The sequence below is a fragment of the Streptomyces griseoviridis genome (assembly GCF_005222485.1).
Lineage (GTDB): Bacteria > Actinomycetota > Actinomycetes > Streptomycetales > Streptomycetaceae > Streptomyces > Streptomyces hintoniae.
This window is the reverse complement of record NZ_CP029078.1, coordinates 3,616,511-3,643,163: the sequence shown is the minus strand read 5'-3', so window position 1 is coordinate 3,643,163 and position 26,653 is coordinate 3,616,511. Positions and strand designations below refer to the sequence as shown.

The 26,653-nt window shown below is 71.6% G+C and carries 21 protein-coding genes and 1 other RNA gene; 15 read left to right on the top strand and 7 right to left on the bottom strand.

Translation table 11 applies throughout. The features are described 5' to 3' along the window. The first annotated feature begins 56 nt into the window (after window positions 1-56). Entirely contained in the window at window positions 57-593 is a 537-nt protein-coding gene (gene smpB / locus DDJ31_RS15340; protein WP_171480830.1) for an SsrA-binding protein SmpB, read from the top strand. A gap of 128 nt (window positions 594-721) precedes the next feature. Continuing rightward, window positions 722-1,110: a transfer-messenger RNA gene (gene ssrA / locus DDJ31_RS15335) on the top strand. Window positions 1,111-1,165: 55 nt separating this feature from the next. Here ssrA and DDJ31_RS15330 read toward each other — a convergent pair. From DDJ31_RS15330 to DDJ31_RS15305, 6 genes are all read right to left on the bottom strand, one after another. Continuing rightward, window positions 1,166-2,188 carry a LacI family DNA-binding transcriptional regulator gene (locus DDJ31_RS15330; RefSeq protein WP_127179726.1) on the bottom strand — a complete coding sequence of 341 codons (1,023 nt, stop codon included), beginning with the start codon at window positions 2,186-2,188 and terminating at the stop codon, window positions 1,166-1,168. After that, the gene (gene yicI, locus DDJ31_RS15325) at window positions 2,188-4,437 is read right to left on the bottom strand and encodes an alpha-xylosidase (RefSeq protein WP_127179727.1); all 2,250 of its coding nucleotides are present in this window, start codon (window positions 4,435-4,437) and stop codon (window positions 2,188-2,190) included. Before yicI ends, DDJ31_RS15330 begins: the two co-directional genes overlap by 1 nt. 11 nt (window positions 4,438-4,448) lie before the next feature. Further along, window positions 4,449-5,273, bottom strand: coding sequence for a carbohydrate ABC transporter permease (locus DDJ31_RS15320; RefSeq protein WP_127179728.1), 825 nt, complete (start codon window positions 5,271-5,273; stop codon window positions 4,449-4,451). Further along, on the bottom strand, window positions 5,270-6,238 hold the full coding sequence (locus DDJ31_RS15315; RefSeq protein ID WP_127179729.1) for a carbohydrate ABC transporter permease: 969 nt from the start codon (window positions 6,236-6,238) through the stop codon (window positions 5,270-5,272). Before DDJ31_RS15315 ends, DDJ31_RS15320 begins: the two co-directional genes overlap by 4 nt. Beyond that, window positions 6,235-7,542 carry an extracellular solute-binding protein gene (locus DDJ31_RS15310; protein WP_127179730.1) on the bottom strand — a complete coding sequence of 436 codons (1,308 nt, stop codon included), beginning with the start codon at window positions 7,540-7,542 and terminating at the stop codon, window positions 6,235-6,237. The genes DDJ31_RS15315 and DDJ31_RS15310 overlap by 4 nt, the downstream gene beginning before the upstream one ends. Before the next feature lie 142 nt (window positions 7,543-7,684). Next, window positions 7,685-8,953, bottom strand: coding sequence for an MFS transporter (locus DDJ31_RS15305; RefSeq protein WP_127182777.1), 1,269 nt, complete (start codon window positions 8,951-8,953; stop codon window positions 7,685-7,687). A gap of 524 nt (window positions 8,954-9,477) precedes the next feature. On the opposite strand from DDJ31_RS15305, the gene DDJ31_RS15300 reads away from it, so the two are divergent. The 11 genes from DDJ31_RS15300 to DDJ31_RS15250 all read left to right on the top strand — a co-directional run bounded on the left by DDJ31_RS15300 (window position 9,478) and on the right by DDJ31_RS15250 (window position 23,917). Beyond that, window positions 9,478-10,452: a LysR family transcriptional regulator gene (locus DDJ31_RS15300; RefSeq protein WP_127179731.1), complete on the top strand. Its 975-nt coding sequence runs from the start codon at window positions 9,478-9,480 to the stop codon at window positions 10,450-10,452. Between the two features lie 274 nt (window positions 10,453-10,726). Then, window positions 10,727-11,593 carry a hypothetical protein gene (locus tag DDJ31_RS15295; RefSeq protein WP_127179732.1) on the top strand — a complete coding sequence of 289 codons (867 nt, stop codon included), beginning with the start codon at window positions 10,727-10,729 and terminating at the stop codon, window positions 11,591-11,593. Further along, window positions 11,593-13,791, top strand: a complete 2,199-nt coding sequence (locus tag DDJ31_RS15290) for a glycosyltransferase (protein WP_127179733.1) — start codon at window positions 11,593-11,595, stop codon at window positions 13,789-13,791. Before DDJ31_RS15295 ends, DDJ31_RS15290 begins: the two co-directional genes overlap by 1 nt. Next, a complete protein-coding gene (locus tag DDJ31_RS15285; RefSeq protein ID WP_127179734.1) occupies window positions 13,788-15,086 on the top strand; it encodes an acyltransferase family protein in 1,299 nt (432 codons plus the stop codon). Before DDJ31_RS15290 ends, DDJ31_RS15285 begins: the two co-directional genes overlap by 4 nt. A gap of 332 nt (window positions 15,087-15,418) precedes the next feature. After that, window positions 15,419-16,672 (top strand): uroporphyrinogen-III synthase, encoded by a 1,254-nt coding sequence (locus tag DDJ31_RS15280; RefSeq protein WP_127179735.1) that lies wholly within the window; start codon window positions 15,419-15,421, stop codon window positions 16,670-16,672. Window positions 16,673-16,817: 145 nt separating this feature from the next. Further along, complete coding sequence (locus DDJ31_RS15275; RefSeq protein ID WP_127179736.1) at window positions 16,818-17,414, top strand: CGNR zinc finger domain-containing protein; 597 nt, start codon at window positions 16,818-16,820, stop codon at window positions 17,412-17,414. 329 nt (window positions 17,415-17,743) lie between these two features. Beyond that, window positions 17,744-18,265, top strand: coding sequence for a sigma-70 family RNA polymerase sigma factor (locus tag DDJ31_RS15270; RefSeq protein WP_010039908.1), 522 nt, complete (start codon window positions 17,744-17,746; stop codon window positions 18,263-18,265). Window positions 18,266-18,324: 59 nt separating this feature from the next. After that, complete coding sequence (locus DDJ31_RS15265) at window positions 18,325-19,086, top strand: anti-sigma factor family protein (protein ID WP_164784961.1); 762 nt, start codon at window positions 18,325-18,327, stop codon at window positions 19,084-19,086. A 105-nt stretch (window positions 19,087-19,191) separates the two neighbouring features. Then, window positions 19,192-21,501, top strand: coding sequence for a HelD family protein (locus tag DDJ31_RS15260; RefSeq protein WP_127182778.1), 2,310 nt, complete (start codon window positions 19,192-19,194; stop codon window positions 21,499-21,501). Between the two features lie 401 nt (window positions 21,502-21,902). Next, window positions 21,903-23,318 (top strand): NAD-dependent malic enzyme, encoded by a 1,416-nt coding sequence (locus DDJ31_RS15255; RefSeq protein WP_127179738.1) that lies wholly within the window; start codon window positions 21,903-21,905, stop codon window positions 23,316-23,318. A 317-nt stretch (window positions 23,319-23,635) separates the two neighbouring features. Continuing rightward, window positions 23,636-23,917 carry an HU family DNA-binding protein gene (locus DDJ31_RS15250; RefSeq protein WP_007382399.1) on the top strand — a complete coding sequence of 94 codons (282 nt, stop codon included), beginning with the start codon at window positions 23,636-23,638 and terminating at the stop codon, window positions 23,915-23,917. A 141-nt stretch (window positions 23,918-24,058) separates the two neighbouring features. Here the strand turns inward: DDJ31_RS15250 and murA are convergent, their stop codons facing one another. Next, window positions 24,059-25,405, bottom strand: a complete 1,347-nt coding sequence (murA, locus tag DDJ31_RS15245; protein WP_127179739.1) for a UDP-N-acetylglucosamine 1-carboxyvinyltransferase — start codon at window positions 25,403-25,405, stop codon at window positions 24,059-24,061. Window positions 25,406-25,656: 251 nt separating this feature from the next. Between murA and DDJ31_RS15240 the strand changes: the two genes are divergently transcribed. Continuing rightward, window positions 25,657-26,229 carry a YqgE/AlgH family protein gene (locus DDJ31_RS15240; protein ID WP_164784962.1) on the top strand — a complete coding sequence of 191 codons (573 nt, stop codon included), beginning with the start codon at window positions 25,657-25,659 and terminating at the stop codon, window positions 26,227-26,229. A 30-nt stretch (window positions 26,230-26,259) separates the two neighbouring features. After that, window positions 26,260-26,544, top strand: coding sequence for a DUF3039 domain-containing protein (locus DDJ31_RS15235; RefSeq protein ID WP_093824921.1), 285 nt, complete (start codon window positions 26,260-26,262; stop codon window positions 26,542-26,544). Window positions 26,545-26,653: the final 109 nt, after the last annotated feature.

Genomic DNA, 26,653 nt, shown 5'->3' with positions numbered 1-26,653 from the left:
GACTTCCCTGGCACCCCCCGTGTAGTGCGAAAATGGGCAGCACTATGGCCAAGGCAATGTACGTACCGAAAGAGTCCCAGCAGAAGCAGGGCAGCCAGGGAGCGTCCGGCAGGCCCAGGGACGGCAAGCGCAAGATGGTCGCGCAGAACAAGAAGGCGCGGCACGACTACGCGATCATCGACACCTACGAGGCCGGGCTCGTGCTCACCGGCACCGAGGTGAAGTCGCTGCGCCAGGGACGCGCGTCGCTGGCGGACGGCTTCGTCCAGATCGACGGCGGCGAGGCGTGGCTGCACAACGCCCACATCCCCGAGTACAGCCAGGGCACCTGGACCAACCACACCGTGCGGCGCAAGCGGAAGCTGCTGCTGCACCGCGAGGAGATCGACAAGCTGGCGTCGAAGTCGGAGGAGACGGGTCACACGATCGTGCCCCTCGCCCTGTACTTCAAGGACGGCCGGGCGAAGGCCGAGATCGCGCTCGCCCGGGGCAAGAAGGAGTACGACAAGCGGCAGACCCTGCGGGAGAAGCAGGACCGCCGGGAGTCGGACCGCGCCATCGCCGCGGCCAAGCGGAAGCAGCGGGGCGAGTAGCGCGCGGGAATACGGTGGCACGCGTCCGTGTTGGTCACGTACGATGGCACTGCACCCCACGGCGGGTGCGCACCCCTCCTCGGAGGACCTCTTCGGAGGGTCTCCCCGGGGGATTGAAAAAACAACATGGGGATGATCGGTTTCGACAGCGGCTGTTGAAGCAGGGGAAGCGTGTCGAGGAAGCGGCAATGATCTCGTTAACCATATGTCGCAACCAATAATCGCCAATTCCAAGCGCGATTCCCAGTCCTTCGCCCTCGCTGCCTGATAAGCAGTGACTGAAGGACCCTAAATGGGTGTCAGCCCGGGGATGTTCCCGACCCGGACCCTGGCATAATCTAGGGAACTAAACCATTCGGCCCGGTCACGGGGTCGAATGGGAAATCAAACAGTGACTGGGCCCGTCGGCGACTTGTTCGCGTGATCACCGGGGCCGAGAAAATCGCAGCGAACTGCACACGGAGAAGCCCTGATTTTGCACCGTTGGACGCGGGTTCGATTCCCGCCATCTCCACAAACCCCATGTTGAGGGCCCGGTGGTCACCAGACCACCGGGCCCTCGTCGTCTCCTCTCACGCGCCGGGCGCCGCCCGTGGTGCCGTGCTGGCCCGCTCGGTCAGCCGCGGCGGCAGCAGGGTAGCCCCCGGCACCGGCTCGCCGCCGGCGTCCAGTTTCCGCATCAGCAGCCCCACCGCCCGTTCCCCCAGCTCCGCCGAGGGCAGCGCCACCGACGTGACCGGTACCCGCAGGGACGCGGCCAGCTCGTCCGGGCAGATCGCCGTCACCGACAGATCGCCCGGCACCCGCAGCCCGAGCTGCTCGAAGGCGTCGATCAGCGGTTCGAGGACGGCCTCGTTGTGCACGACCACCCCGGTCAGCGCGGGCTGCTCGCGCAGCAGCCGTTCCGCGGCCCGGCGGGCGGCGGCGGGGGACGCCTCACAGGGGTGCACCGACGACGCCATGCCCGCCCGGTCGGCGGCCCCGGTGAACCCCTGCACCACCCGCTGCGCGAACGCCGTCCGCCGCACATAGACCTCGGGCGGTGATCCGACCAGCGCCACCGTCCGGTGCCCGAGCCGCGCCAGATGCTCCACGCACCGCTCGCCCGCCGCCCGGAAGTCGAGGTCGACGCAGGTCAGGCCGTCAGGCTCGGCCGGGAACCCGATCAGCACCGAGGGCCGGTCCAGGTCGCGCAGCAACGGCAGCCGGGGGTCGTGGAGTTGGACGTCCATCACGATCAGGGCGTCCACCAGCGCGGTGTCCGCGACCCGGCGCAGCCCGTCCTCGCCCTCCTCCTGGGTGAGCAGCAGCACATCGTGGTCGTGGCGGCGGGCGGTGGTCACCACGGAGACCGCGAACTGCATGACGACCGGGACGTGGATGCCGGTGCGTAACGGCGCGACCAGCGCCAGCACGTTGGAGCGGCTGCTCGCCAGGGCGCGGGCGCCGGCGTGCGGACGGTAGCCCAGCTCGCGGATGGAGTCCTCGACCCGGCGCCTGGTCTCCTCGGAGATGGGGCGTTTGCCGCTGAGCGCGTAGGACACGGTGCTGGGGGAGACCCCGGCGTGCCGGGCCACGTCGGTGATCTTCACCATCAGGACAGCTCCAGGGTGAGGAACCCGGTCCCGGCCGCCGCCCTGACCTCCCGGTCCCCTGCGGCCAGGCCCCAGGGCGCGGCGGGGTCGGCGCAGCTCGCCCGCAGGGTGTCGCCCTCCCGGGCGACGGTGAAGGTGACGGCGCCCACCGCCACCGTCACCTGGGCGCCGCGGGCGAGGCCGAACGCGCGCAGGGTGACGTCGTCGGCGTGGTCGTAGTCGGGCCGGTCGTCCACCGCGCCGACCGGGATCACCGCGCCGGGGCGCACCAGCAGCGGCACGCTGTCGAACCCGTGCCGTTCACGGGTCCAGCGCGGCCCGGTCACCGTCCCGCCGGTCAGCAGGTGGGTCCAGGTGCCCTCGGGCACGTAGTAGGAGACGTCTCCCTCGTCGTCGAAGACCGGCGCGACCAGCAGGTCGGGGCCGAGCATGAACTGGCGTTCCAGGTGGGCGCAGCCGGGGTCGTCGGGGAACTCGAGGACCATCGCCCGCATCATGGGGACGCCCTCGGTGTGCGCGGTGCGGGCGGCCTCGTACAGGTAGGGCATCAGGCTGAGCTTGAGGCGGGTGAAGCGGCGCAGGACGTCCACCGACTCCTCGTCGAAGAGCCAGGGCACCCGGTACGAGGACGAGCCGTGCAGCCTGCTGTGCGAGGAGAGCAGGCCGAAGGCGAGCCAGCGTTTGAACAGGGCGGGCGTGGGGGTGCCCTCGAAGCCGCCGATGTCGTGGCTCCAGTAGCCGAAGCCGGAGAGGCCGAGGGAGAGTCCGCCGCGCAGCGACTCGGCCATCGACGGGTAGCTGGCCTCGCAGTCGCCGCCCCAGTGCACCGGGAACCGCTGGCCGCCGACGGTCGCGGAGCGGGCGAAGACGACGGCGTCGCCGTCACCGCGGTTCCGGCGCAGCACCTCGAAGACGGTCTGGTTGTAGAGGTAGGCGTAGTGGTTGTGCATCCGTTCCGGGTCGGAGCCGTCGGACCAGGCCACGTCGAGGGGGACCCGCTCGCCGAAGTCGGTCTTGAAGCAGTCGACGCCCTGGTCGAGCAGGGCCTGGAGTTTGGCCGCGTACCAGTCGCGGGCGGCGGGGCTGGTGAAGTCGACCAGGGCCATGCCGGGCTGCCACAGGTCCCACTGCCAGACGCCGCCGTCCGGACGGCGCAGCAGATGGCCGAGCGCCTTGCCCTCGGCGAACAGCGGGGAGCGCTGCGCGATGTACGGGTTGATCCACACGCAGACGCGCAGTCCGCGCTCCTTGAGGCGGGCCAGCATGCCTTCCGGGTCGGGGAAGACGCGCGGGTCCCAGGTGAAGTCGCACCACTGGAACTCGCGCATCCAGAAGCAGTCGAAGTGGAAGACGGAGAGCGGGAGTTCGCGTTCCCGCATGCCGTCGATGAAGGACGTCACGGTCTTCTCGTCGTAGGACGTGGTGAACGACGTCGACAGCCACAGCCCGAACGACCAGGCGGGCGGCAGGGCGGGCCGGCCGGTGAGGGCGGTGTACTTGCGGAGGATGTCCTTGGGGGTGGGCCCGTAGATGACGTAGTACGTCAGCCGCTGGCCCGGCACGCTGAACTGGACCCGGGACACCGTCTCCGAGCCGACCTCGAAGGACACCTTGCCCGGGTGGTCGACGAAGACGCCGTAGCCGGCGTCCGTCAGGTAGAACGGGACGTTCTTGTAGGCCTGTTCGGTGGCGGTGCCGCCGTCGGCGTTCCAGATGTCCACCACCTGGCCGTTCTTGACGAGCGGACCGAACCTCTCCCCGAGGCCGTACACGGAGGTGCCCACGCCCAGGCCGAGTTGGTCGCGCAGATGGTGGGTGCCGGTGGCGTCCCGCATGATCCCCATGCCCTTGCGGCCGCTGTCGGTGAGGGTGCGGCCGTGCGCGAGGAAGTCGACCTGCCAGGGTCCGGTGCGCGCGAAGCGGACCGACAGCGCCCCCGAGGTGAGGGTCGCGTGCTCGTCGTCGTAGGCGATGTCCGGGGTGAACTCCTGCTGCCGCAGGTCGAATTCGGGCCCTGGCGGGTCCTCGCCCGCGAAGTGGGTGAGGGTGACGCCGATGACGTCGGGCATCGGGGTGTGCGCGCCGATCGTCATGACCGGCCCCTTCAGCAGGTCGCCGCGGTGCCTGATGGGCTGGGTCGGCGCGTGGATCTCCAGGGTGCGGTCGGTGGCGTGGACATCGAGGACCTCGGCCGGGTGGGCCGCGGTGACGCCCTCGCGCAGCAGCCAGTAGCCGTCGCTGAACTTCACGTGGGGGGTCCTTACTTGACGGCGCCCACCGCGATGCCGCGGGTGAGCGTGCGCTGGAAGACGAGGAAGAACACGAGCGCGGGCAGGACACCGAGCAGGGCGGCCGCGTTGGTCATCGTGGCGTCCATCAGCCGCTGCCCCTGGAGGACGCCGAGGGCGACCGAGACGGTCTGGTTGTCGTTGGAGATCAGCATGACCAGCGGCAGCAGGAACTCGTTCCAGGTCCAGATGAAGAAGAACACCAGCAGCACCCCGAGGGTCGGGCGGCTGACCGGGACCACGATCCGCCACAGGATCTGCCACCGGCTCGCGCCGTCGATCCGGGCCGCCTCGATGATCTCGCGCGGGAACCGGCCGAGCACCGAGGAGAGCAGATACGTCCCGAAGGCGGCCTGGACCACCGTGAAGACGATGATGACGCTGAGCCGGGTGTCGTAGAGACCGGTCTGCTTGCTCAGGTAGTAGACGGGGTAGACCAGCGCCTCCTGTGGGAGCATGTTCGCCAGCACGAAGAAGGCGAGCACCCAGGCGCGGCCCCTGATCCGGCCGATGCCGATCGCGTACGCGTTCAGCAGCGACAGGACGGCGGCGAGGACCGCCACCGAGCCGCTGATCAGCACGGAGTTGAGCAGTTTCCGCCCGTAGTCGACCCGGTTCCAGAAGTCCTCGATGCCGTCCAGGTAGAGGCCGTCGGGCAGGCTGAGCGGGCCGTTCGCCGCGTACTCGGCGGGCGACTTGACCGCGTTGACGGCGACGATCAGGAACGGCACGACCATGAAGAGGGCCGCGAGGCAGAGGGCGGCGAGCACCGGGTAGCGGCGCAGCGCGACGGTCATGCGCGGACTCCTTCCGCGGTGTCCTCGGCGCGGGTCTGCAACCGCAGGCCGACCAGGGAGAGGGCCAGGATCAGCACGGTGAGCACGGTGGAGATCGCGGCGCCGTAGCCGACCTGCGTCTTCTCGAAGAACGTCGAGAAGGAGAAGTACGACGGGACGTCGGTGGCGCCGCCGGGACCGCCCTTGGTCAGCACGTACACCGCGCCGAACACCTTGAGCGCGGCGATCGTGCACCAGGTGAGGACGACAGAGGTCTCCGGGCGGATCTGCGGCAGCGTGATGTGCCAGAACCGGCGCCACCAGCCGGCGCCGTCCAGTTCGGCGGCCTCGTACAGCTGCGGGTCGACGCGTTGCAGGCCCGCCATGAACACCACCAGCGGGAAGCCGATCTGCACCCACACCATCACGGCCATCACGCTGTACAGGGCGAGATCCGGGTCGCCGAGCCAGTCCTGCTGCCAGGAGCCGAGGCCGACCGCCTTCAGCAGGGCGTTCAGGGAGCCGTTGTCGGGGGCGAGGATCCAGCTCCAGACGATGCCGGCGACCGCGATCGGCAGCACCTGCGGCAGATAGAAGCAGGCCCGCAGGACGGCGGCGACGCGGGCACCGAGGTGCTTGGCGACGTAGTCGAACAGGGCCGCGGCCAGCACGAGTCCGATCGCGGTCGGGACGGCGGCCATCGCGACCACCATGAACAGGCTGTGCCGGAACGACGCCCAGAACTCCGCATCGTCCAGCAGCTCACGGTAGTTGGCGAGGCCGGTCCACTTCGGGGTGCCGATGCCCTGCCACTCGGTGAAGCTCACCCCGGTGTTCATCAGGAACGGCACGATGACGACGGCCAGGAAGGCGAGCACCCCGGGCAGCAGGAACAGCGCGTACGACTCGCGCGGGCGGGGGCGGCGCGGGCCGTCCGGCCGGCTGCGGCCCGCGGCCCGCGTGCCCTCCTCGACGGTGACCGTCATCGCTGCGGTACGCCCTTGTCGTACGCCTTCTGGAGGGCGCTGAGGTAGCCGTCCGGTTTCTCGGCGCCCGTCATCAGCTTCTGGGTCTCGGAGACGAGGACGTCGTAGAAGCCGTTGACCGGCCAGTCCGGGTAGAAGGCCAGACCGTCCCTGTCGGAGAGCGCGTTGAAGTTCTCGATCAGCGCCTTGGCGCGGGGGTCGGTGACGGCGGAGGCGTCGGCCGCGACCGGGACCCCGCCCTTGTCGCCGAGCAGGTTCTGGATCTTCTTCGACAGGGTGATGTCGATGAAGTCGTAGGCGAGTTCCTTGTTCTTCGCGTTCTTCGGCACCACCCAGAGGTTGCCGCCCGAGCCGAGGGTCAGCTCCGACCCCGGCCACAGGCCGCTGTCCCAGTCGAACTTCGCCTCGCTCTGGAAGCGGCCGTACCACCAGCTGCCGGAGAACAGGATCGGTGCCTTGCCCTGGATCCAGGAGACGCCCGCGTCCTCGGCCTTGGTGCCGGTCGACTTCTTGCTGATGTACCCCTTCCTGACCCAGTCGGCGAAGGTGTCGGCCGCGTACGTCCAGGCCGGGTCGTGGAAGTCGGTCTTCCCCTGGTAGAGCTGGTAGGAGTCGACCCAGGACCGGTCGGCCTTCGACAGGGCCAGCTGGTACAGGTACTGCTGGGCGACGTACTCGGCGCCCGCGTTGGCGAGCGGGGTGACGCCCTTCTTCACGAACGCGTCCATGGCGGCGGTCAGTTCGTCGAACGTCTTCGGCCGGGCGATCCCGTACTTGGCGAAGAGGTCCTTGTTGTAGAACACCATCGTGTACTCGGCGTAGTCGGGCACCCCGTACCACTTGCCCGAGCCCATCACGCCGTTCGCGTCGTACCTGCTGGTCGTGGCGACGGCCGCGCTGAGCTTCTTGTCCCAGCCGCGCGCGGTCACCTCGGCGCCCAGATCGGTCAGCAGGCCCTGCTTGGAGAGCTGGCCCGCGGTCGCGTTGCCCTTGTTGTACTCCATCAGGTCGGGGGCGTCGGAGGAGTTCAGGACCATGGGCGCGGTCTTCTGGATCTGCTCGAACCCCTTCTCCTCGAACTTCACCTGCACGCCCGGGTGTTGGGCCTCGAACTCCTTGATCGCCGCGTTCCAGGCCACGCCCATCGCGCTGTCGGGGCCCTCGTAGTGCCAGAGCCTGAGCGTCTTGGCGTCGCCCGACCCGCTGTCCGAGCCGCCGCACGCGCTCAGCAGCAGGGCGCCGCAGAGCGCCGCCGCCGTGAGCGTGGTCAGCCGCCGTGCCGTACGCCTTCGTGCCGTCAACATCCATGTCCTCCAGGGGAATGCGGATGGGAGGGGTGGCGGGCGTCACGCGGGTCCGTCGAATCGATTCGATGCGTGACGTCGAAGCGCTTCGACGGGGGACCGTAGGTGCGGGCACGGGGCGCGTCAATGGTCCTGACGGGATTCAGCGACGGCGCCGCCGGGGCGGGCGGTGCGCGAGGGACACCGCGAGGGCCAGCGCCGCCGCTGCCGCCGGGAGGGCGAAACCGGAGGCGGGGCCCAGGTGTTCGGCCGTCCAGCCGCCGGCCGCCGAGCCGCAGGCGATACCGCCGAGCAGGCCGGTCACCGCCAGGGTCATGCCCTCGTTGAGGCGGCCAGGCGGGGTGCGCTCACGCACCAGCGTCATGGTGGTGACCATCACCGGCGCGGTCGCGGTCCCCGCGGCCAGCAGCGCGAGCGCCAGCCATCCGAGCGAGCCGGTCAGCGACGCCGCGAGCAGCGGCAGCGGCAGCAGGGCCGCCATCGCCGCCACGCACCACGGCAGCCGGGCGGCGGCGGGTCCGGCCGGGCGCACCGCCCCGAACACCAGCCCCGCCGCGCACGATCCGGCCGCCTGGAGCGCCAACACCGCGCCCGCCGCCGACCGGTGGCCGCGGTCGTCCGCGAAGGCGATCGTCACCACCTCCATCGCCCCGAACACCACGCCGAGCGCCAGGCAGACGGCGAGCAGTGGCGGTATGCCGGGGGAGCGGAGCGGGGAGCCGCCCCGCACCCGTCCGTGCGCGGGCGGCTCGGTGGCGCGCTGCGCGGCGAAGGCCAGCACCCCGGTGAGCAGCAGCACCGCCGCGACCAGCGTGCCCGCCTCCGGGAAGAACGTGCCGCACAGCAGGGCCGCGAGGACCGGGCCCAGCATGAAGCAGAGTTCGTCGGCGGCCTGCTCGAAGGCCTGCGCGCTGTGCAGCGCGCGTTCGTCGCCGTCGAGCAGCAGGGCCCAGCGGGCGCGGGACATGCCACCGGTGTTGGGGGTGGTGGCGGTGGCCGCGTAGGAGGCGAACAGGGTCCAGTCGGGGGCGCCGACGCGTACGCACAGCAGCAGCGACAGCGAGCCCAGCACCGCGCACACCGTCGCCGGGACGGCGATCCTGGCCTGGCCGTGCCGGTCGACCAGCCGGGCGATCCAGGGCGCGACGACCGCCGTCGCCGCGAGGCCGGTCGCGGTGACGGCCCCGGCCAGGGCGTACGAGCCGCGCGTCCCGGCGATCATCACGACCGCGCTCACGCTGAACATGCCCATCGGCAGCCGGGCGACCAGGTTCGCGGCGGTGAAGGCACGGGCGCCGGGCACGGCGAACAGCCGCCGGTAGGGACCGGGCGACCGGGCCGGGCGCAGCGGCCGACGCGTACGCGGCCCGAGGTCGACGACGACGAGGGAGTCGGCGGTGACGGTGTGCAGGAGGGTGCGGGGTCCGGGGCGCGGGTGGAGAGCGCCGGGGCAGCCGACGGCGCGGGAGCCGGCGGCGGGGGAGGGGACGGCGGCGGAGGGGGCGGCGGCGGAGGCAGGGGCGGAGACGGAGCCTGCGGCAGGGGCGGAGGCGGAGGTGGCGGCAGGGGCGGAGGCCGGGGGAGGGGCAGAGGCGGAGGTGGCGGCGGAGGCAGAGGCAGAGGCAGAGGCAGAGGCATCGGCAGGGACGGAGGCAGAGCCATCGGCAGAGGTATCGGCAGGGACAGAGGCAGAGCCGGCGGCACGGGTAGAGACGCCGGCAGAGGCAGAGCCGGCGGCACGGGTAGCGACGGCGGCATCGACAGCGGCAGCGGCAAGGGAAGAGGAACCGGGGGCGTCGGGACGTGGCATGGGCACCACCGTGGCGCGGGGGCGTTCGCGTGGTCCAACACCTGTCCGGCGCCGATTCACGCACCCCGGTTGTGGATCGGCGCCGGGCCGGGACGCCGGACGGGCCGCCGGGGTAGGTTCGCCCGATGGCCTCCCGCCCCTCCCACCTCGACCCTCGGCTGCTGCGCGTCTTCGTCGCCGTCGCCGAGGAGCTGCACTTCACGCGGGCCGCCGCCCGGCTGCACCTCGCGCAGCAGGCGCTCAGCCGGGACGTGCGGCGGCTCGAACGGGAGCTGGGCGCCGAGCTGTTCGTGCGCACCACCCGGCAGGTCACCCTGACGGCCGACGGGGACCGGCTGCTGCCCCTCGCCCGTGCGACGCTGGCCGCGCAGGACGCGCTGCTCGCCGCGTTCGACGAACCCCGGCCGCTGCTCGTCGACTTGAACTCGCCCGGCCTGGTCACCGGCCGCCGGGTGCTGCACCGGGCCCGTGAACTCGCCGCCGACTGCGAGCTGATGGCCCGCTACGAGAGCGGCCTGACCGGTGCCGCCGCCGAACTGGTCGCCGGGCGCCTGGACGCCTCGTTCGGACGGTTCGCCGGCCTCGGCCCCGCGCTGCGGGACCGCCTCGACGGGCAGCCCGTGCGGTTCGAGCCGATGGCGATCGTGCTGCCCGACGACCACCGGCTGGCCGGCGCCGACGCGGTGCCGCTGGCCGAGCTGGCGGGCGAGACGGTGTACGCCGGGGCGGGCAATCCGCGCACGCCGGAGTGGACCGACCTCGCCCATCACCTCTTCGAGGGACGCGGGATCGCCGTCGCACCGCCCCTTCCGCTGGCCGTCGGGGACGAGGAGTTCCAGCGGATCATGGCCAAGACACAGACTCCGGTCCTCGCGGTAGAGGATTTTCCGGCCATGCCCAGGACCGTGGTGCGGCCCTTGATCGATCCCGTCCCGTGGTCACTCGTGTCACTGGTGTGGAGAAAGGGGCTGGTGCATCGGGGTCTCACGGCGCTGCGCCGGGCCGCGGCCGAGCTGGCGGAGGCGGAGGGGTGGCTGCGGCGCCCCGTCGAGGGATGGATTCCGGCCATCGATCTAGAGATCATCGGACCGCACAAATGACACCGCGCAACCACAGAACCCCCGCATGCGCTACATTCTTCGCCTGAGCACGGTGTGGTAAAGGGGGCGCTCGGACCGGGTGGGGGCGCGGTTCGACCGACGGGTGCTCGAGTCGCGTGCGCTTCCCGAACTGTCCCGTGGGGGGATGTGCGTACGTGTGAACAATTGGCGAGAAGACGCCCAACCGGAATGGCCCGGACCCATAGCGGAGAACCCGGCCGACCCGTTCATCAGTGGAGAGACCCGGAGATTCCCGGCAACCGGAACGACGGCCGTGCCGACCGCCCGGACGGCCGCGATACCGGCCGGAACCGGATTCGGGGCCACCGCGGCACCGACCGGTACCGGCCACGGGACCACGGCGATGCCGACCGGCGACCTGCGCGACCCCTGGGGCGCGTCGGCCGACCCCGCGCACACCCATGACCCGCACGAGGTGACCGTCCAACTGGACGCCGTCGACCTGCGCCAGGACATGCGGCTGCGGCAGGCGGCCGGAGCGCCGCCCGGCGGTCCCGACAGCTCCGACCGGCCCGTCTTCGTCGACGAGTCCGGCCGCCGCAGCCGCCGCTTCCGGCGCCTCGGCATGGCCATCGGCCTCGCCTGCGCGGTCTACGCCGTCGTCATCGTCGTCACCCTGATGTCCGGCAGCTCCGACGCGCCCTGGCTGCCGGTGCCGGGCCAGAACGACGACCGGCCCGCGAGCAAGGTCGACACCTCGCCCGCGCCCACCGGATCGGCCGGCCCGTCCGGCGCCCCGGACGCCTCGCCCGACGCCTCCCCGACCGCCACCGACGGCGTGATCCCGCCGACGGCCGGCTCCGGCACGGCCGACGGCACAACCACCGCGGGCACCGCCGTCGTCCCCGGCGCCTCGGGCGGCCTCGAACCGACGGCCACCAGGACGACCGTCACACCCGGCGGCGGCGCGGGCGACCCCGTGCCCTCGCAGCCGGTGGAGGAGCCGACGACCACGTCGCCCACCCCCACCGCCACCACCTCGCCCGACCCCAGTGAGCCCGCGGACTCCGGCGGCCCCGTGGCCAACGGCCCCAGCGACCCGAGCCCCGTCGCCGAGGGCGACGGACACCGCGTCCTCTCCCTCGCAGCGCCTCCCGAACCTCCGGAGTACACCCTCTGATGGCCTCCCGCTCCCGCCGTCACAAGGCCCCGCAAGGAGCCCGTGACGGCTCCCGCCGCCGTGTGCCCATGCGCCTGCTGCTGCCCTGCCTGGTGCTCGTCGCCCTGATGGCGATGCTCATGCTCCGCGGCTACGTGCACAGCGAGATCCTCGCCGACCACCGCATCCAGCCCGAGGCGTCCACCGACAAGGTGCCCGAGAAGATCCTGGACGGCGGACCGGTCATCGACACCCGCAGCGGCCGCACCGCCAGCCTGCGCATCCCGGACCACCGGCTCGTCCTCACCTTCGACGACGGCCCCGACCCGGAGTGGACCCCGAAGGTCCTCGACGTCCTGAAGGAACACCACGCCCACGCCGTCTTCTTCGTCACCGGCACCATGGCCTCCCGCTACCCCGAACTGGTCAGACGGATGGTCGACGAGGGCCACGAGATCGGCCTGCACACCTTCAACCACCCCGACCTCTCCTACCAGTCGAAGAAGCGCATCGACTGGGAGCTGTCCACCAACCAGCTCGCCCTCACCGGCGCGGCCGGCATCCGCACCTCCCTGTTCCGGCCCCCCTACTCCTCCTTCGCCGACGCCATGGACGACAAGTCCTGGCCGGTCACCCAGTACATCGGCTCGCGCGGCTACATCACGGTCGTCAACAACACCGACAGCGAGGACTGGAAGAAGCCGGGCGTCGCCGAGATCATCCGCCGCGCCACCCCGCACCACGGCAAGGGCGCCATCGTCCTCATGCACGACTCCGGCGGCGACCGCCACCAGACCGTGCAGGCCCTTGACACCTTCCTGCCCACGCTCCAGAAGCAGGGCTACACCTTCGGCAACCTCACCGAGGCCCTGGACGCGCCCAGCGCCCACTCCAAGGTCACCGGCGCCTCCCTCTGGGAGGGCAAGGCGTGGATCTTCCTGGTCTCCGCCTCCGACAGCATCACCGGCGTCCTCGTCGTGCTGCTCGCCGTCGTCGGCACCCTGGTCATCGGCCGGTTCGTGCTGATGCTGGTGCTCTCCGCCGCGCACGCCCGCCGGGTCCGCAGGAAGGGCTTCCGCTGGGGACCCGCCGTCACCGAACCGGTGAGCGTCCTGGTGCCCGCGTACAACGAGGCCAAGTGCATCGAGAACACGGTCCGTTCACTGATGGCCAGCGAGCACCCCGTCGAGGTCATCGTCATCGACGACGGATCGAGCGACGGCACCGCGCGGATCGTCGAGGCCATGGGCCTGCCCAACGTCCGGGTGATCCGGCAGCTCAACGCGGGCAAGCCCGCCGCCCTCAACCGCGGCCTCGCCAACGCCCGGCACGACATCATCGTCATGATGGACGGCGACACCGTCTTCGAACCGGCCACCGTCCGTGAACTCGTCCAGCCCTTCGGCGACCCGCGGGTCGGCGCCGTCGCGGGCAACGCCAAGGTCGGCAACCGCGACTCGATGATCGGCGCCTGGCAGCACATCGAGTACGTGATGGGCTTCAACCTCGACCGGCGCATGTACGACATGCTGCGCTGCATGCCCACCATCCCGGGCGCCGTCGGCGCGTTCCGCAGGACGGCGCTCGAACGGGTCGGCGGCATGAGCGAGGACACCCTCGCCGAGGACACCGACATCACCATGGCCATGCACCGCGACGGCTGGCGCGTCGTCTACGCCGAGCAGGCGCGCGCCTGGACCGAGGCACCTGAGTCCGTGCAGCAGCTGTGGTCCCAGCGCTACCGCTGGTCCTACGGCACCATGCAGGCCATCTGGAAGCACCGCGGCGCTGTCCTGGACAAGGGCCCCTCGGGCCGCTTCGGCCGGATCGGTCTGCCCCTGGTCTCCCTCTTCATGGTCGTCGCCCCGCTGCTCGCGCCGCTCATCGACGTCTTCCTGCTCTACGGCGTCGTCTTCGGCCAGACCGAGAAGACGATCATCGCCTGGCTCGGCGTCCTCGCCCTCCAATTCGTCTGCGCCGCCTACGCGTTCCGCCTCGACCGGGAACGCATGACCCACCTGATCTCGCTGCCCCTTCAGCAGATCCTCTACCGCCAGCTCATGTACGTCGTGCTGCTCCAGTCCTGGATCACGGCGCTCACCGGCGGCCGGCTGCGCTGGCAGAAGCTGCGCCGCACCGGCGCGGTCGAGGCGCCCGGCGGCCCGGTGCCGCGCCAGCGGACCCACACCAGCAGCAGTGATCGGAGGCCCGTGGCATGACCCACGGATACACGACGGGACAGCCGTCGTACGAGATACCGCGGCAGCGCCCCACCGACCCGGAGTCCGCGACCGGGCCCCTGGACGCCGCCGGGCCCGGGACCGGTGCCCGGCCCGACGACGCGCAGCCGCCCGCGCCCGCCCCGAAGAAGCCGGGCCGGGACCGCTATCTCGACCTGCTGCGCTCCATCGCCCTGGTCCGCGTGGTCGTCTACCACCTGTTCGGCTGGGCCTGGCTGACGGTCCTCTTCCCGTCCATGGGCGTGATGTTCGCGCTCGCCGGTTCGCTGATGGCGCGCTCGCTGAAGCGGCCCGCCCTCGGTGTGATCCGGGGCCGGGTGCGCCGTCTGCTGCCGCCGATGTGGGCCTTCGGCGTGGTGGCGCTCGCGATGATGTTCGCGGGCGGCTGGAACCCCACCAAGGACCCCGACCTCGGCGGCGGCACCTGGAGCATCGTCGAACTCCTCAACTACCTCGTCCCGGTCGGCGCCCCGCCCTACCCGTGGCACATCGGCTCCAAGTCCGGCCTCCTGGAGGACACCTGGGCCGTCCAGGCGGCGGGGCCGCTCTGGTACCTGCGGGCCTACCTGTGGTTCGTGGTGGCCTCGCCGCTGCTGCTGTGGGCGTTCCGCCGGGTGCCGTGGGCGACCGTCCTCGCGCCGCTCGCGCTGACGGCGGTCGTCGGCACCGGACTCGTCACCATCCCCGGCGAGACCGGCAACGCGGTCACCGACTTCGCGGTCTACGGCGGCTGCTGGGTCCTCGGATTCGCCCACAACGACGGCCTGTTGAAGAAGATCCCGCGCTATCTCGCCGTCTCCCTCTCGGCGTTGCTGATGGCGTTCGGCCTGTGGTGGGCCTCCGGCCACCTCGGCCCCGACGGCTGGGACCTCAATGACATCCCGCTCGCCCAGGCCGCCTGGTCCTTCGGTTTCGTGGTGATCCTGCTCCAGTACTCGCCGTCCTGGCAGGAACTGCCCGGCAAGCTGGCCCGCTGGGACAAGCTGGTCACCCTCTCCAACAACCGCGCGGTCACGATCTACCTGTGGCACAACTTCCTCATCATGGCCACGGTCCCGATCATCGACCTCGCCTACGACCTGCCGTTCATGGAGAACGCCCGCGCCTCGGCGGCCCTCGACCTCACCTACAACCTCTGGATGTTCGTGCTGGTCTGGCCGCTGATCGGGCTGACCGTGCTGGCCCTCGGCTGGATCGAGGACCTCGCGGCGAAGCGCTCACCACGGCTGTGGCCCAACGGCGTCAGACGCGGCGCGGGACGCCGCAGAAGCTGACTCCCGGGCCCCGGATCGACCACCGATCCGGGGCCCGACCGCTGTGCGGTTTCCGCGGCCACGGGCGGCTGACGCGGCAACGGGCGGTTTCCGCGGCCATGTGTCGAGGCCGCTGCCCGCGCCCGCCCCCTCGCCGCGGGCCGTATACCTTCGGTGAGCGGCGCCCCGGTGCGTACCGCGCAGACCGTCCGCGTACGGCGGTGGCCGGGTCGCGCGCCGGTGTGACGTAACACCGGCGACATCGGGCCGAACCGAGCCCGTCACGCGCCGTTGGCAGGCTCCAGCGGCACACAGGCGCAGGACCGTGCCCCCCACCGCGCGGAACGAGAGTGATGGACGAAGGACAGCAGCCCCAGGGCCCCCACGAACCTCAAGACCCACACAGCCCCGACGAACCTCAGGGTCCACAGGGACACCAGGGCCCTCACAAACCCCAAGACCCCCACGCCCCCGCCGCACCCCCCGCCCCCCTCGCCGGCTTCACCGTCGGGGTCACCGCCGCGCGTCGGGCCGATGAGCTGGCCGCCCTGCTGGGGCGCCGGGGGGCCGCCGTTCTGCACGCGCCCGCCCTGCGCATCGTGCCGCTCGCCGACGACAGCGACCTGCGCGCCGCCACCGAGGACCTCGTCGAGCGGCCCCCCGACACCGTCGTCGCCACCACCGCGATCGGCTTCAGGGGGTGGCTCGGGGCCGCCGACGGGTGGGGACTCGGCGAGCCGCTCCTCGACCGGCTGCGCGGCGCCGAGGTGCTGGCCCGCGGGCCCAAGGTGAAGGGCGCGATCCGGGCCGCCGGGCTGACCGAGGCGTGGTCGCCGCCGGGCGAGTCCCTGGCCGAGGTGCTCGACCGGCTGCTCGCGGAGGGCGTCGAGGGCCGCCGGATCGCCGTCCAGCTGCACGGGGAGCCGCTGCCCGACCTGATGGCGGCGCTGCGGGCCGGCGGGGCCGAGGCGGTCGGGGTGCCGGTGTACCGGTGGCTGCCGCCCGCGGACATCGGGCCGCTCGACCGGCTCCTCGACGCCACCGTCTCCCGCGGCCTCGACGCGCTCACCTTCACCAGCGCGCCCGCCGCCGTGTCCCTGCTGGAGCGGGCGGAGCGGCGCGGACTGCTGCCCGAACTCCTCGGCGCCCTGCGCGAGGACGTCCTGCCGGTCTGCGTCGGGCCGGTCACCGCTGGGCCGTTGCGGGCCAGGGGCGTCGACACCGTCGAACCCGAACGGTTCAGGCTCGGCCCGCTGGTCCAGGTGCTCGGCGCGCAACTCCCGGCCCGTAAGCCGGTGTTGCCGGTCGCCGGTCGCCGGGTGCAGATCCGGGGGCACGCGGTGCTCGTCGACGACGACCTCAGACCCGTGCCACCGGCCGGGATGTCCCTGCTGCGGGCCCTGGCCAGGCGGCCCGGCTGGGTGGTGGCGCGGTCCGAACTGCTGCGCGCGCTACCGGGATCGGGGCGCGACGAGCACGCCGTGGAGAGCGCGGTGGCCCGGCTGCGGACGGCGCTCGGCGCCCCTGAGCTGATCCGGACGGTGGTGAAGCGCGGGTACCGGCTGGCGCTCGACCCGGCGCCCGAACCGGCGCCCGCTGGCGGCTGAGCGCGGCGAGCGTCCCGGCGGGCCACCGCGGACACCGTGGCGCGGACCACGCCGGTACGAGGGGTTCCGGGCGCGGGGGAGGGAAGGCACTGTAAGGGGGACGCGAGGACGGGACACGGGGCAACTCCTAGGCGGTGAAGGGCACATGGCACTGGGAACGGCCACGGCCTCCCACGAGCTGCGGTTCGACGCCGGGCGGGTCTGTCTCGACCTCCTGGCGACCGACCACCCGGAGGAACGGTTCGACTCGGTCCCGGTGCTGCGGGCCTGGATCGCGGGCGCCGGCCTGGTCCCGCCGGGCACCTCGCTGGCCCACGTCGACTCCTCCTGGCCGCCCGCCTTCCGTGAACTGCGCGAGCGGGTCGGCCAGTTGGTGCGCCGCGGGCTGGGCGCCGAACCCCGGTCCGGCTGCGAGGGCGCCCTCGCCCGGGTCAACGAGGCCGCCCGTGCCGCGCCGCCCGCGCCCCGCGCCGTGCTGGCCGAGGACGGCGCGCTGGTACGGGAGTTGGCGGCGCCGCCGGAGTGCGCCGCGCTGCTCGGCGCCATCGCGCGGGACGCCGTCGAGCTGCTCACCGATCCGGTCGCGCGGGCCGGGCTCCGCCAATGCGCGGGGGACAACTGCCCGATCGTTTATGTGGATTCGTCCCGGGGGCGCAGAAGGCGCTGGTGTTCGAGCGAGGTCTGCGGAAACCGCGAAAGGGTGGCCAGGCACCGACGCAGGGCGGCGCTCACTCGCGCGTAGATGTCCGGTTGACGGCTTAAGTGCCCTGGGGCGCCCGGAGTTGGCGAAGTGATTTCGGCAACACTCCGTTTGTCCTCGCCGTCTCCCGGGCATCCCCCGCGTTCTCTTCGGTGTGGTGGAAATGTAAAGAAAGCGCGGTGGGAATGTGCGCTCATGTCCCCCTCGTCATGACACCCCGAAGGAAACTGTCGTCCCGCGTTGAACATGACGCGCGTCACCCGCGTACCTCTCGGCGAGCGACCGACTGGGGGAACCCCCGGACATCGGAGGTGGGCGTGCGCAAGGATTCCGTCGTGGCCAATGAACGTGGATCGAGGGCCCGACATCGCATGTCCCAGCCCTCGGAGCCAGATGAGGAGCTGATGCGTGCCCTGTACCGGGAGCACGCCGGACCTCTCCTCGCGTATGTCCTTCGGCTGGTCGCCGGAGACCGGCAGCGAGCAGAGGACGTCGTGCAGGAAACGCTCATCCGTGCCTGGAAGAACGCCGGCCAGCTCAATCGAGCGACCGGATCGGTACGCCCCTGGCTGGTGACGGTCGCGCGCCGCATCGTCATCGACGGTCACCGCAGCCGGCAGGCCCGGCCGCAGGAGGTCGATCCGTCGCCGCTGGAGGTCATCCCCGCGGAGGACGAGATCGACAAGGCGCTGTGGCTGATGACGCTGTCGGACGCGCTCGACGACCTGACCCCGGCCCACCGGGAGGTGCTCGTCGAGACGTACTTCAAGGGGCGTACCGTCAACGAGGCCGCCGAGACCCTGGGGATACCCAGCGGCACGGTGCGGTCACGGGTCTTCTATGCCCTGCGGTCGATGAAGCTCGCACTGGAGGAGCGGGGGGTGACGGCGTGATGAGCGGGTACGGGGGAAGCGCGGGATTCGGCACGGGTGGTACGGGTATGTCAGGTGCCATGCAGGAATCCCCGGGCCCGAACGAACACGAGACCGTCGGCGCCTACGCGCTCGGGATTCTCGACGACGCGGAGGCCACCGCCTTCGAGGCGCACCTCGCCGGCTGCGAGTGGTGCGCGCAGCAGCTCGACGAACTGGCCGGGATGGAACCGATGCTGGCCGCGCTCGCGGACCTGCCCGGTGCCGGGACCCCGGCGATCGGCGAGTCGCTGTCCGCGAGGCCGAGCCCCCGGCTGGCCGAGAAGCTCGTGGTGGAGGTCGACGAACGGCGCAAGGTCAGAAGCCGCCGCAGCCTCTTCGGGCTCGCCGCGTCCATTGTCCTGATCGTCGGCGGCCCGCTCGCCGTCTACGCGGCGACCGGCGGCTCCGACGGCTCCCGCGCGAACGAGGCCACCGCGCCGCCCGCGCAGACGCTGTTCAGCACCATGACGGACAAGAACTCGGCCACGGACGCGACGACCCACGTCACCGCGACCGTCGCCACCGAGGAGAAGGCCTGGGGCACCCACGCGGTCCTCCAGCTCGGCAACGTCAAGGGCCCGCTCAAGTGCTCCTTGATCGCCGTCGGCAAGAACGGCGAGCGCGAGACCGTCTCCACCTGGTCCGTGCCGAACTGGGGCTACGGCATCAAGAACGCCACCCGCGCCGAGGCCCGCAACCCGCTCTACGTCCAGGGCGGCGCCGCCTTCACCCCGAGCGAGATCGACCACTTCGAGGTCATGACGTTCACCGGGAAGAAGCTGGTGCAGGTCGACGCGTAGCGCCGTCGGCACGCGCATCTCGCTTCCGGGGCCCCCTTCGCGTACGGTTGACGGCTGCCCAGCACGTCAGAAGGGGGCCCGGTGGCCGCTCAGGCTCAGTCGTCCATGGTCGGACCGGTCAAGGACCCCGTCCAGGACCCCGTCCAGGGCTCGGTCCGGGACTCGGTCCGTGACCAGGAGATCGGCGTCGAACAGGAACACCTCGACCGGGTGTACCGGCGCCTCGAGGAGAAGATCCACGAGGCCGAGTTCCTGATGAACGACGCGGCCCAGCGCGGCCAGGTCGGCACCCCCGGGGCGCTGGCCGAACGGGACGCCCAGGTGTTCCGGGCCGGCATCCATCTCAACCGGCTCAACAACGAGTTCGAGGACTTCCTCTTCGGACGGATCGACCTGCTGCTCGGCAAGGACGGCAAGAAGGGCCCCGACGGCGCCTACACCGCCGTCGAACCCGCCGACGGGGCCGTCCGCGACGACCAGACCGCCGACATCGCCGAGACCCTGCACATCGGCCGCATCGGGGTCCTCGACTCCGAGTACGCGCCGCTGGTCATCGACTGGCGGGCGCCGGCCGCCGCGCCCTTCTACCGCTCCACCCCGGTCGACCCCGGCCGGGTGGTGCGGCGCCGGGTCATCCGCTCCAAGGGCCGCCGGGTCCTGGGCGTCGAGGACGACCTGATGCGCCCGCAGCTGAAGGCGTTCCTCGACGGCGCCGAACTGCCCGTCATCGGCGACGGCGCCCTGATGGCCGCGCTCGGCCAGGCCCGCGGCCACACCATGCGCGACATCGTCGCCTCCATCCAGGCCGAGCAGGACCTCGTCATCCGCGCCCCCGCGGGCTCCGTCACCTACGTCGAGGGCGGCCCGGGAACCGGCAAAACCGCCGTCGCCCTGCACCGCGCCGCCTACCTGCTCTACCAGGACAGGCGCCGGTACGCGGGCGGCATCCTCATCGTCTCCCCGACGCCGCTCCTGGTGGCGTACACCGAGGGCGTGCTGCCCTCCCTCGGCGAGGAGGGCCAGGTCGCGATCCGCGCCATCGGCTCCCTCGTCGACGGCGTCACGGCCACCCTCTACGACACCCCGGCCACGGCCCGCGCCAAGGGCTCCTCCCGGATGCTCAAGGTGCTGCGCAAGGCGGCCCGCGGCGCCCTGGAGCGGGGCGACGCCCCGGCCAGGCTCAGGGTCGTCGCCTTCGGCCGCAGGCTGGAGCTGGAGGCCGCCGAACTCGACCGGGTCCGCCAGAGCGCCCTCAGCGGCACCGCCCCCGTCAACCTGCTGCGCCCGCGCGCCCGCAAGCTGCTCCTGGACGCCCTCTGGGAGCAGTCGGGCGGCGGCTCCCGGCACACCGACCCGGAACTCGCCGCCGAGCTGCGCTCCTCCTTCGACGAGGACGTCACGGGCGAGGACAGCTTCATCGCGTTCCTGGACGCCTGGTGGCCCGAGCTGACCCCGGTGGGCGTCCTCACGGCGATGTCCGACGAGCGCCGCCTCGGCCGCTGGGCCCGGCGGATCCTCAACCCGGGCGAGATCCGCCGGGTGGCCCGCTCGCTGCGCCGCGACGGCCGTTCCGTGCACGACATCGCCCTGCTCGACGAGCTGGAGGCGATCCTCGGCGTGCCGGCCCGCCCCCGCAGGAGACGCGACCTCGACCCGCTCGACCAGCTGACCGGCCTCGATGAGCTGATGCCGGTCCGCGAGGAGTCGCAGCGCGAGCGGGCCGAGCGGCTCGCGCAGGAGCGCACCGAGTACGCCCACGTCATCGTCGACGAGGCACAGGACGTCACCCCGATGCAGTGGCGGATGATCGGCCGCCGCGGCCGGCACGCCACCTGGACGGTGGTCGGCGACCCGGCCCAGTCGTCCTGGTCCGACGTCGACGAGGCGGCCGAGGCCCGTGACGAGGCGCTCGGCAGCCGTCCGCGCCGCCGTTTCCAGCTCACCGTCAACTACCGCAACCCCTCCGAGATCGCCGAGCTGGCGGCCAGGGTGCTGGCCCTCGCGATGCCCGGCGCCGCATCCCCGCGCGCGGTCCGCTCCACCGGCGTGCGCCCCCGGTTCACCGGCCTCGGCGACACCACCCTGGCCGAGACCGTGCGGGCGGAGGCGGCCCGGCTGCTCGGCCAGGTCGACGGCACGGTCGGCGTCGTCGTCGCCATGAACCGGCGCGAGGAGGCCGCCCGCTGGGTGGCCGGGCTCGGCGACCGGGTGGTGGCGCTCGGCAGCCTGGAGGCCAAGGGCCTGGAGTACGACGCGACGGTCGTCGTCTCGCCCGCGGAGATCGCCGACGAGTCCCCGGCCGGCCTGCGGGTGCTGTACGTGGCGCTGACCCGGGCCACCCAGCAGCTGACCATCGTCTCGGGCGAACGGGACGACCCGGACGCCGACGGGGTGCCCGACCTGCTGCGGGACTGAGCGGCGGGGGAGTGACACGGCCGAGGCCCGCACCGTCGAACACGGTGCGGGCCTCGGCCTCACGCTATGACACCGGCCCGCCATGCTCGCCTCGCGGCAAGTGGTCGCTCGTAGCGACGAAGGTTGGGCCCGGGGGCTTGGATCGAGCCGGTGTCACGTCCACGGTAACAAACGATCCCCGTACGGCAATTCCCCTCCGCGAGGTTCATCCCCCCGGCTGTGGTCAAACCTTTCGCCGCCCCGCCAAATCTCGTATGGTGGAAGCTGTTTTCCGAAATCGCGCCCCTGGCTATGAACAAAACGTCCGCAACCCAGGGCGGCTACCACGTACTCAGGGGTAGGTGCGACGATCGGACGGCATACAGAGCGACACGGTTACACGGTGAAAGAGGAAGTCGGCCATGGCTACGGCGCCCAGCGTCTCCTACTCGATGACGGTCCGGCTGGAGGTGCCCGCGAGCGGAACCGCCGTCTCGCAGCTCACCACGGCCGTGGAGTCCTCCGGAGGCTCGGTGACCGGCCTCGACGTCACCGCCTCCGGTCACGAGAAGCTCCGGATCGACGTCACCATCGCGGCGACCTCGACCAACCACGCGGACGAGATCGTCGAGGAACTGCGCGGCATCGAGGGGGTGACCCTCGGCAAGGTCTCCGACCGTACGTTCCTCATGCACCTCGGCGGCAAGATCGAGATGCAGTCCAAGCACCCCATCCGCAACCGTGACGACCTCTCGATGATCTACACCCCGGGTGTGGCGCGCGTCTGCATGGCGATCGCCGAGAACCCCGAGGACGCCCGCCGCCTCACCATCAAGCGCAACTCCGTTGCGGTCGTGACGGACGGCTCCGCGGTGCTCGGCCTCGGCAACATCGGCCCCAAGGCCGCGCTGCCGGTCATGGAGGGCAAGGCGGCCCTGTTCAAGCGGTTCGCCGGCATCGACGCCTGGCCGCTGTGCCTCGACACCCAGGACACCGACGAGATCGTCGCCATCGTCAAGGCCATCGCCCCCGGCTTCGCGGGCATCAACCTGGAGGACATCTCCGCCCCCCGCTGCTTCGAGATCGAGGCACGGCTGCGCGAGGCCCTCGACATCCCCGTCTTCCACGACGACCAGCACGGCACCGCGATCGTGGTTCTCGCCGCCCTCAGGAACGCGCTGCGCGTCACCGACAAGGCGATCGAGAACATCCAGGTCGTCATGTCGGGCGCGGGCGCCGCCGGCACGGCCATCCTCAAGCTGCTGCTGGCCGCGGGCGTGAAGAACGCCGTCGTCGCCGACATCCACGGGGTCGTGCACTCCGGCCGCGAGGACCTGCGGGACGCCGCCGCCGAGTCGCCGCTGCGCTGGATCGCCGACAACACCAACCCCGAGAACCTCACGGGCACCCTCAAGGAAGCCGTTCGCGGAGCCGACGTCTTCATCGGCGTCTCCGCCCCGAACGTGCTGGACGGCGCCGATGTGGCCGCCATGGCCGACGGCGCCATCGTGTTCGCGCTCGCGAACCCGGACCCCGAGGTCGACCCCGCGGTGGCCCGCGAGACGGCCGCGGTGGTGGCCACCGGACGCTCCGACTTCCCCAACCAGATCAACAACGTGCTGGTCTTCCCGGGAGTCTTCCGCGGCCTGCTCGACGCCCAGTCCCGCACCGTCAACACGGACATGATGCTGGCCGCGGCGAACGCCCTCTCGGACGTCGTCACCGAGGACGAGCTGAACGCCAACTACATCATCCCGAGCGTCTTCAACGACAAGGTCGCGGGAGCCGTCGCGGGCGCCGTGCGGGACGCGGCCAAGGCGGCGGGCGTCGCCCAGTAGGCAGCCGCAGGAAGCGGTTGTCAGAGGCGCGGCGTAGTGTGCAAGGGCTGTGAGCATCACCACCCATGGCCCCTGCACGGCGCGTCGCGGAACCCTGCCCCGACGAGCGCCCTCTAGGGTGGCGGGCGCGCGCAGGCCTTCGAGGTGACTCCCCTAGGGTGCTCTCACGACTCCTACGAGTGCCGGATTGGCTTTCCCGCAGCAGGTAGGGGCAGGATGCGTCCCTGGGCGCGAGCGCATCGGCTTTCACAGCGCCTATACATGCGGCTCCGCCGCGTGGCACGCGTCAACGGCAAGAAGAACACGGGAGTAACAACATGAACCGCAGTGAGCTGGTGGCCGCGCTGGCCGACCGTGCCGAGGTGACCCGCAAGGACGCCGACGCCGTTCTGGCCGCGTTCGCCGAGACCGTCGGCGAGATCGTCGCCAAGGGCGACGAGAAGGTGACCATCCCCGGCTTCCTGACCTTCGAGCGCACCCACCGTGCCGCTCGCACCGCGCGCAACCCGCAGACCGGCGACCCGATCCAGATCCCGGCCGGCTACAGCGTCAAGGTCTCCGCGGGCTCGAAGCTCAAGGAAGCCGCCAAGGGCAAGTGATCTTGCCGTCCGCGCACCGCGGGACGGTGCGCGGCGCGTAGAACGCCAATGGGGCGGCGCCCGGTTCACGGGCGCCGCCCCAACGCGTTCCTGTCTGGCCGAAACCTTGCCCCGGCCGCCGCGGCGGCCGGGGCAAGCTCGTCAGCCGAGCGCCTTGCCGGGCAGCTCCACCTTCGCCCCCAGCTCGACGAGCTTCTCCATGAAGTTCTCGTAGCCGCGGTTGATCAGGTCGATGCCGTGCACCCGGGACGTGCCCTGGGCCGCGAGAGCGGCGATCAGGTACGAGAAGCCGCCGCGCAGGTCGGGGATGACCAGATCGGCGCCCTGGAGCCGGGTGGGGCCCGACACGACCGCGGAGTGCAGGAAGTTGCGCTGGCCGAAACGGCAGTCGGAACCGCCCAGGCACTCGCGGTACAGCTGGATGTGGGCGCCCATCTGGTTCAGCGCCGAGGTGAAGCCGAGCCGGGACTCGTAGACCGTCTCGTGGACGATGGAGAGACCGGTGGCCTGCGTGAGCGCCACCACCAGCGGCTGCTGCCAGTCGGTCTGGAAGCCCGGGTGGACGTCCGTCTCCAGCGCGATCGACTTCAACTGTCCGCCGGGGTGCCAGAAGCGGATGCCCTTGTCGTTGATGTCGAACGCCCCGCCCACCTTGCGGTAGGTGTTCAGGAACGTCATCATCGACCGCTGCTGCGCGCCCCTGACGAAGATGTCACCCTCGGTCGCGAGCGCCGCGGACGCCCAGGAGGCGGCCTCCAGGCGGTCAGGCAGGGCGCTGTGGTCGTAGCCGCCGAGGCTGTCCACACCGGTGATGCGGATCGTGCGGTCGGTGTCCATCGCGATGATGGACCCCATCTTCTGGAGCACGCAGATCAGGTCCTCGATCTCCGGCTCGACGGCCGCGTTCGAGAGTTCCGTCACGCCTTCGGCGAGCACCGCCGTCAGCAGCACCTGCTCGGTCGCGCCGACCGACGGGTAGGGCAGCCGGATCTTCGTGCCGCGCAGCCGGGTCGGCGCCTCCAGGTACTGCCCGTCCTCGCGCTTCTCGATCCGCGCGCCGAACTGCCGCAGCACGTCGAAGTGGAAGTCGATCGGCCGGCCGCCGATGTCGCAGCCGCCGAGCCCGGGGATGAAGGCGTGGCCGAGACGGTGCAGCAGCGGACCGCAGAACAGGATCGGGATCCGGCTGGAGCCCGCGTGGGCGTCGATGTCCGCGACGTTGGCGCTCTCCACGTGCGTCGGGTCCATCACCAGCTCGCCCGGCTCCTCACCCGGACGGACCGTCACCCCGTGCAGTTGCAGCAGGCCGCGTACGACCCGCACGTCACGGATGTCCGGAACGTTGCGCAGCCGGCTCGGCCCGCTGCCGAGCAGGGCCGCGACCATGGCCTTCGGTACGAGGTTCTTCGCACCGCGGACCCGGATCTCGCCCTCCAGCGGGGTTCCGCCGTGGACAAGCAGGACGTCATCAGAGCCGTTGACGGTCATGTATCTCGCGTTCCGATAAGTGGGGCAGGGCCAGAAGGGAAAGGGTAATCGCCGCCCACCCCCCTTCTGTAAGCCCACGGACCGCACCGCGCCGTCCCGGCTCCGTCACAACACGAACAGCCCTCGTCCGGACACACCGCGTCACCGCGGGGCCCGTGCGCCCGTGACGCGTCCTTGCGCCCTGAGCTGCATTCACTCCCCGACGCCCATTGCCTCCCCACGCGGAGCGAAGATGCGGGATCATGTCTGCCATGACCGAGGTGTCCTCGCTCACAGGGCGGCTGCTCGTGGCCACGCCCGCCCTGGCGGACCCGAACTTCGACCGCGCGGTGGTGCTCCTTCTCGACCACGACGAGGAGGGCTCCCTCGGTGTCGTCCTCAACCGGCCCACCCCGGTGGACGTCGGCGACATCCTGGAGGGCTGGGCCGACCTCGCGGGCGAGCCCGGCGTCGTCTTCCAGGGCGGCCCGGTCTCCCTCGACTCCGCGCTCGGGGTCGCCGTCATCCCGGGCGGGTCGTCCGGGCGTGGCGCGCCGCTCGGCTGGCGCCGGGTGCACGGCGCGATCGGCCTGGTCGACCTGGAGGCCCCGCCCGAACTGCTCGCCAAGGCCCTCGGCAGCCTGCGGATCTTCGCCGGGTACGCGGGCTGGGGCCCGGGGCAGCTGGAGTCCGAGCTGGGCGACGGCGCCTGGTACGTCGTCGAGTCGGAGCCGGGCGACGTCTCCTCGCCGGCCCCCGAGCGGCTCTGGCGCGAGGTGCTGCGGCGGCAGCGCAACGAGCTGGCGATGGTGGCCACGTATCCCGACGACCCTTCGCTCAACTGACGGGTGCGCCCTTCAGTACCCTTGGCTCCTATGAGCACTCTTGAGCCCGAGCGCGGGACTGGTACGGGGACCCTCGTAGAGCCGACGCCGCAGGTGTCCCACGGCGACGGCGACCACGAGCGCTTCGCCCACTACGTCCAGAAGGACAAGATCATGGCGAGCGCCCTCGACGGCACGCCCGTCGTGGCGCTGTGCGGCAAGGTGTGGGTGCCGGGCCGCGACCCGAAGAAGTACCCCGTCTGCCCCATGTGCAAGGAGATCTACGAGTCCATGAGCGGTGGCGGCGACGAGGGCAAGGGCAAGGGCGACAAGTAGCCCGTACCGTCCGAGCTTCCTGAGGCCCCTGTGGTGCGCCGGTGCGCGCCCGGGGGCCTCTCGCATGTCACGAAGTGGTTGAGACCTCTTGTGGGCGCGTTCATCTACT

Excerpts from the sequence above, each read along its gene's own strand:
- smpB (WP_171480830.1), top strand. The coding sequence starts at position 57 with ATGTACGTACCGAAAGAGTCCCAGCAGAAGCAGGGCAGCCAGGGAGCG.
- DDJ31_RS15330 (WP_127179726.1), bottom strand. The coding sequence starts at position 2,188 with ATGGTGAAGATCACCGACGTGGCCCGGCACGCCGGGGTCTCCCCCAGC.
- DDJ31_RS15320 (WP_127179728.1), bottom strand. The coding sequence starts at position 5,273 with ATGACCGTCGCGCTGCGCCGCTACCCGGTGCTCGCCGCCCTCTGCCTC.
- DDJ31_RS15315 (WP_127179729.1), bottom strand. The coding sequence starts at position 6,238 with ATGACGGTCACCGTCGAGGAGGGCACGCGGGCCGCGGGCCGCAGCCGG.
- DDJ31_RS15310 (WP_127179730.1), bottom strand. The coding sequence starts at position 7,542 with ATGTTGACGGCACGAAGGCGTACGGCACGGCGGCTGACCACGCTCACG.
- DDJ31_RS15300 (WP_127179731.1), top strand. The coding sequence starts at position 9,478 with ATGGCCTCCCGCCCCTCCCACCTCGACCCTCGGCTGCTGCGCGTCTTC.
- DDJ31_RS15290 (WP_127179733.1), top strand. The coding sequence starts at position 11,593 with ATGGCCTCCCGCTCCCGCCGTCACAAGGCCCCGCAAGGAGCCCGTGAC.
- DDJ31_RS15285 (WP_127179734.1), top strand. The coding sequence starts at position 13,788 with ATGACCCACGGATACACGACGGGACAGCCGTCGTACGAGATACCGCGG.
- DDJ31_RS15280 (WP_127179735.1), top strand. The coding sequence starts at position 15,419 with ATGGACGAAGGACAGCAGCCCCAGGGCCCCCACGAACCTCAAGACCCA.
- DDJ31_RS15275 (WP_127179736.1), top strand. The coding sequence starts at position 16,818 with ATGGCACTGGGAACGGCCACGGCCTCCCACGAGCTGCGGTTCGACGCC.
- DDJ31_RS15270 (WP_010039908.1), top strand. The coding sequence starts at position 17,744 with ATGTCCCAGCCCTCGGAGCCAGATGAGGAGCTGATGCGTGCCCTGTAC.
- DDJ31_RS15265 (WP_164784961.1), top strand. The coding sequence starts at position 18,325 with ATGCAGGAATCCCCGGGCCCGAACGAACACGAGACCGTCGGCGCCTAC.
- DDJ31_RS15260 (WP_127182778.1), top strand. The coding sequence starts at position 19,192 with ATGGTCGGACCGGTCAAGGACCCCGTCCAGGACCCCGTCCAGGGCTCG.
- DDJ31_RS15255 (WP_127179738.1), top strand. The coding sequence starts at position 21,903 with ATGGCTACGGCGCCCAGCGTCTCCTACTCGATGACGGTCCGGCTGGAG.
- DDJ31_RS15250 (WP_007382399.1), top strand. The coding sequence starts at position 23,636 with ATGAACCGCAGTGAGCTGGTGGCCGCGCTGGCCGACCGTGCCGAGGTG.
- murA (WP_127179739.1), bottom strand. The coding sequence starts at position 25,405 with ATGACCGTCAACGGCTCTGATGACGTCCTGCTTGTCCACGGCGGAACC.
- DDJ31_RS15240 (WP_164784962.1), top strand. The coding sequence starts at position 25,657 with ATGACCGAGGTGTCCTCGCTCACAGGGCGGCTGCTCGTGGCCACGCCC.
- DDJ31_RS15235 (WP_093824921.1), top strand. The coding sequence starts at position 26,260 with ATGAGCACTCTTGAGCCCGAGCGCGGGACTGGTACGGGGACCCTCGTA.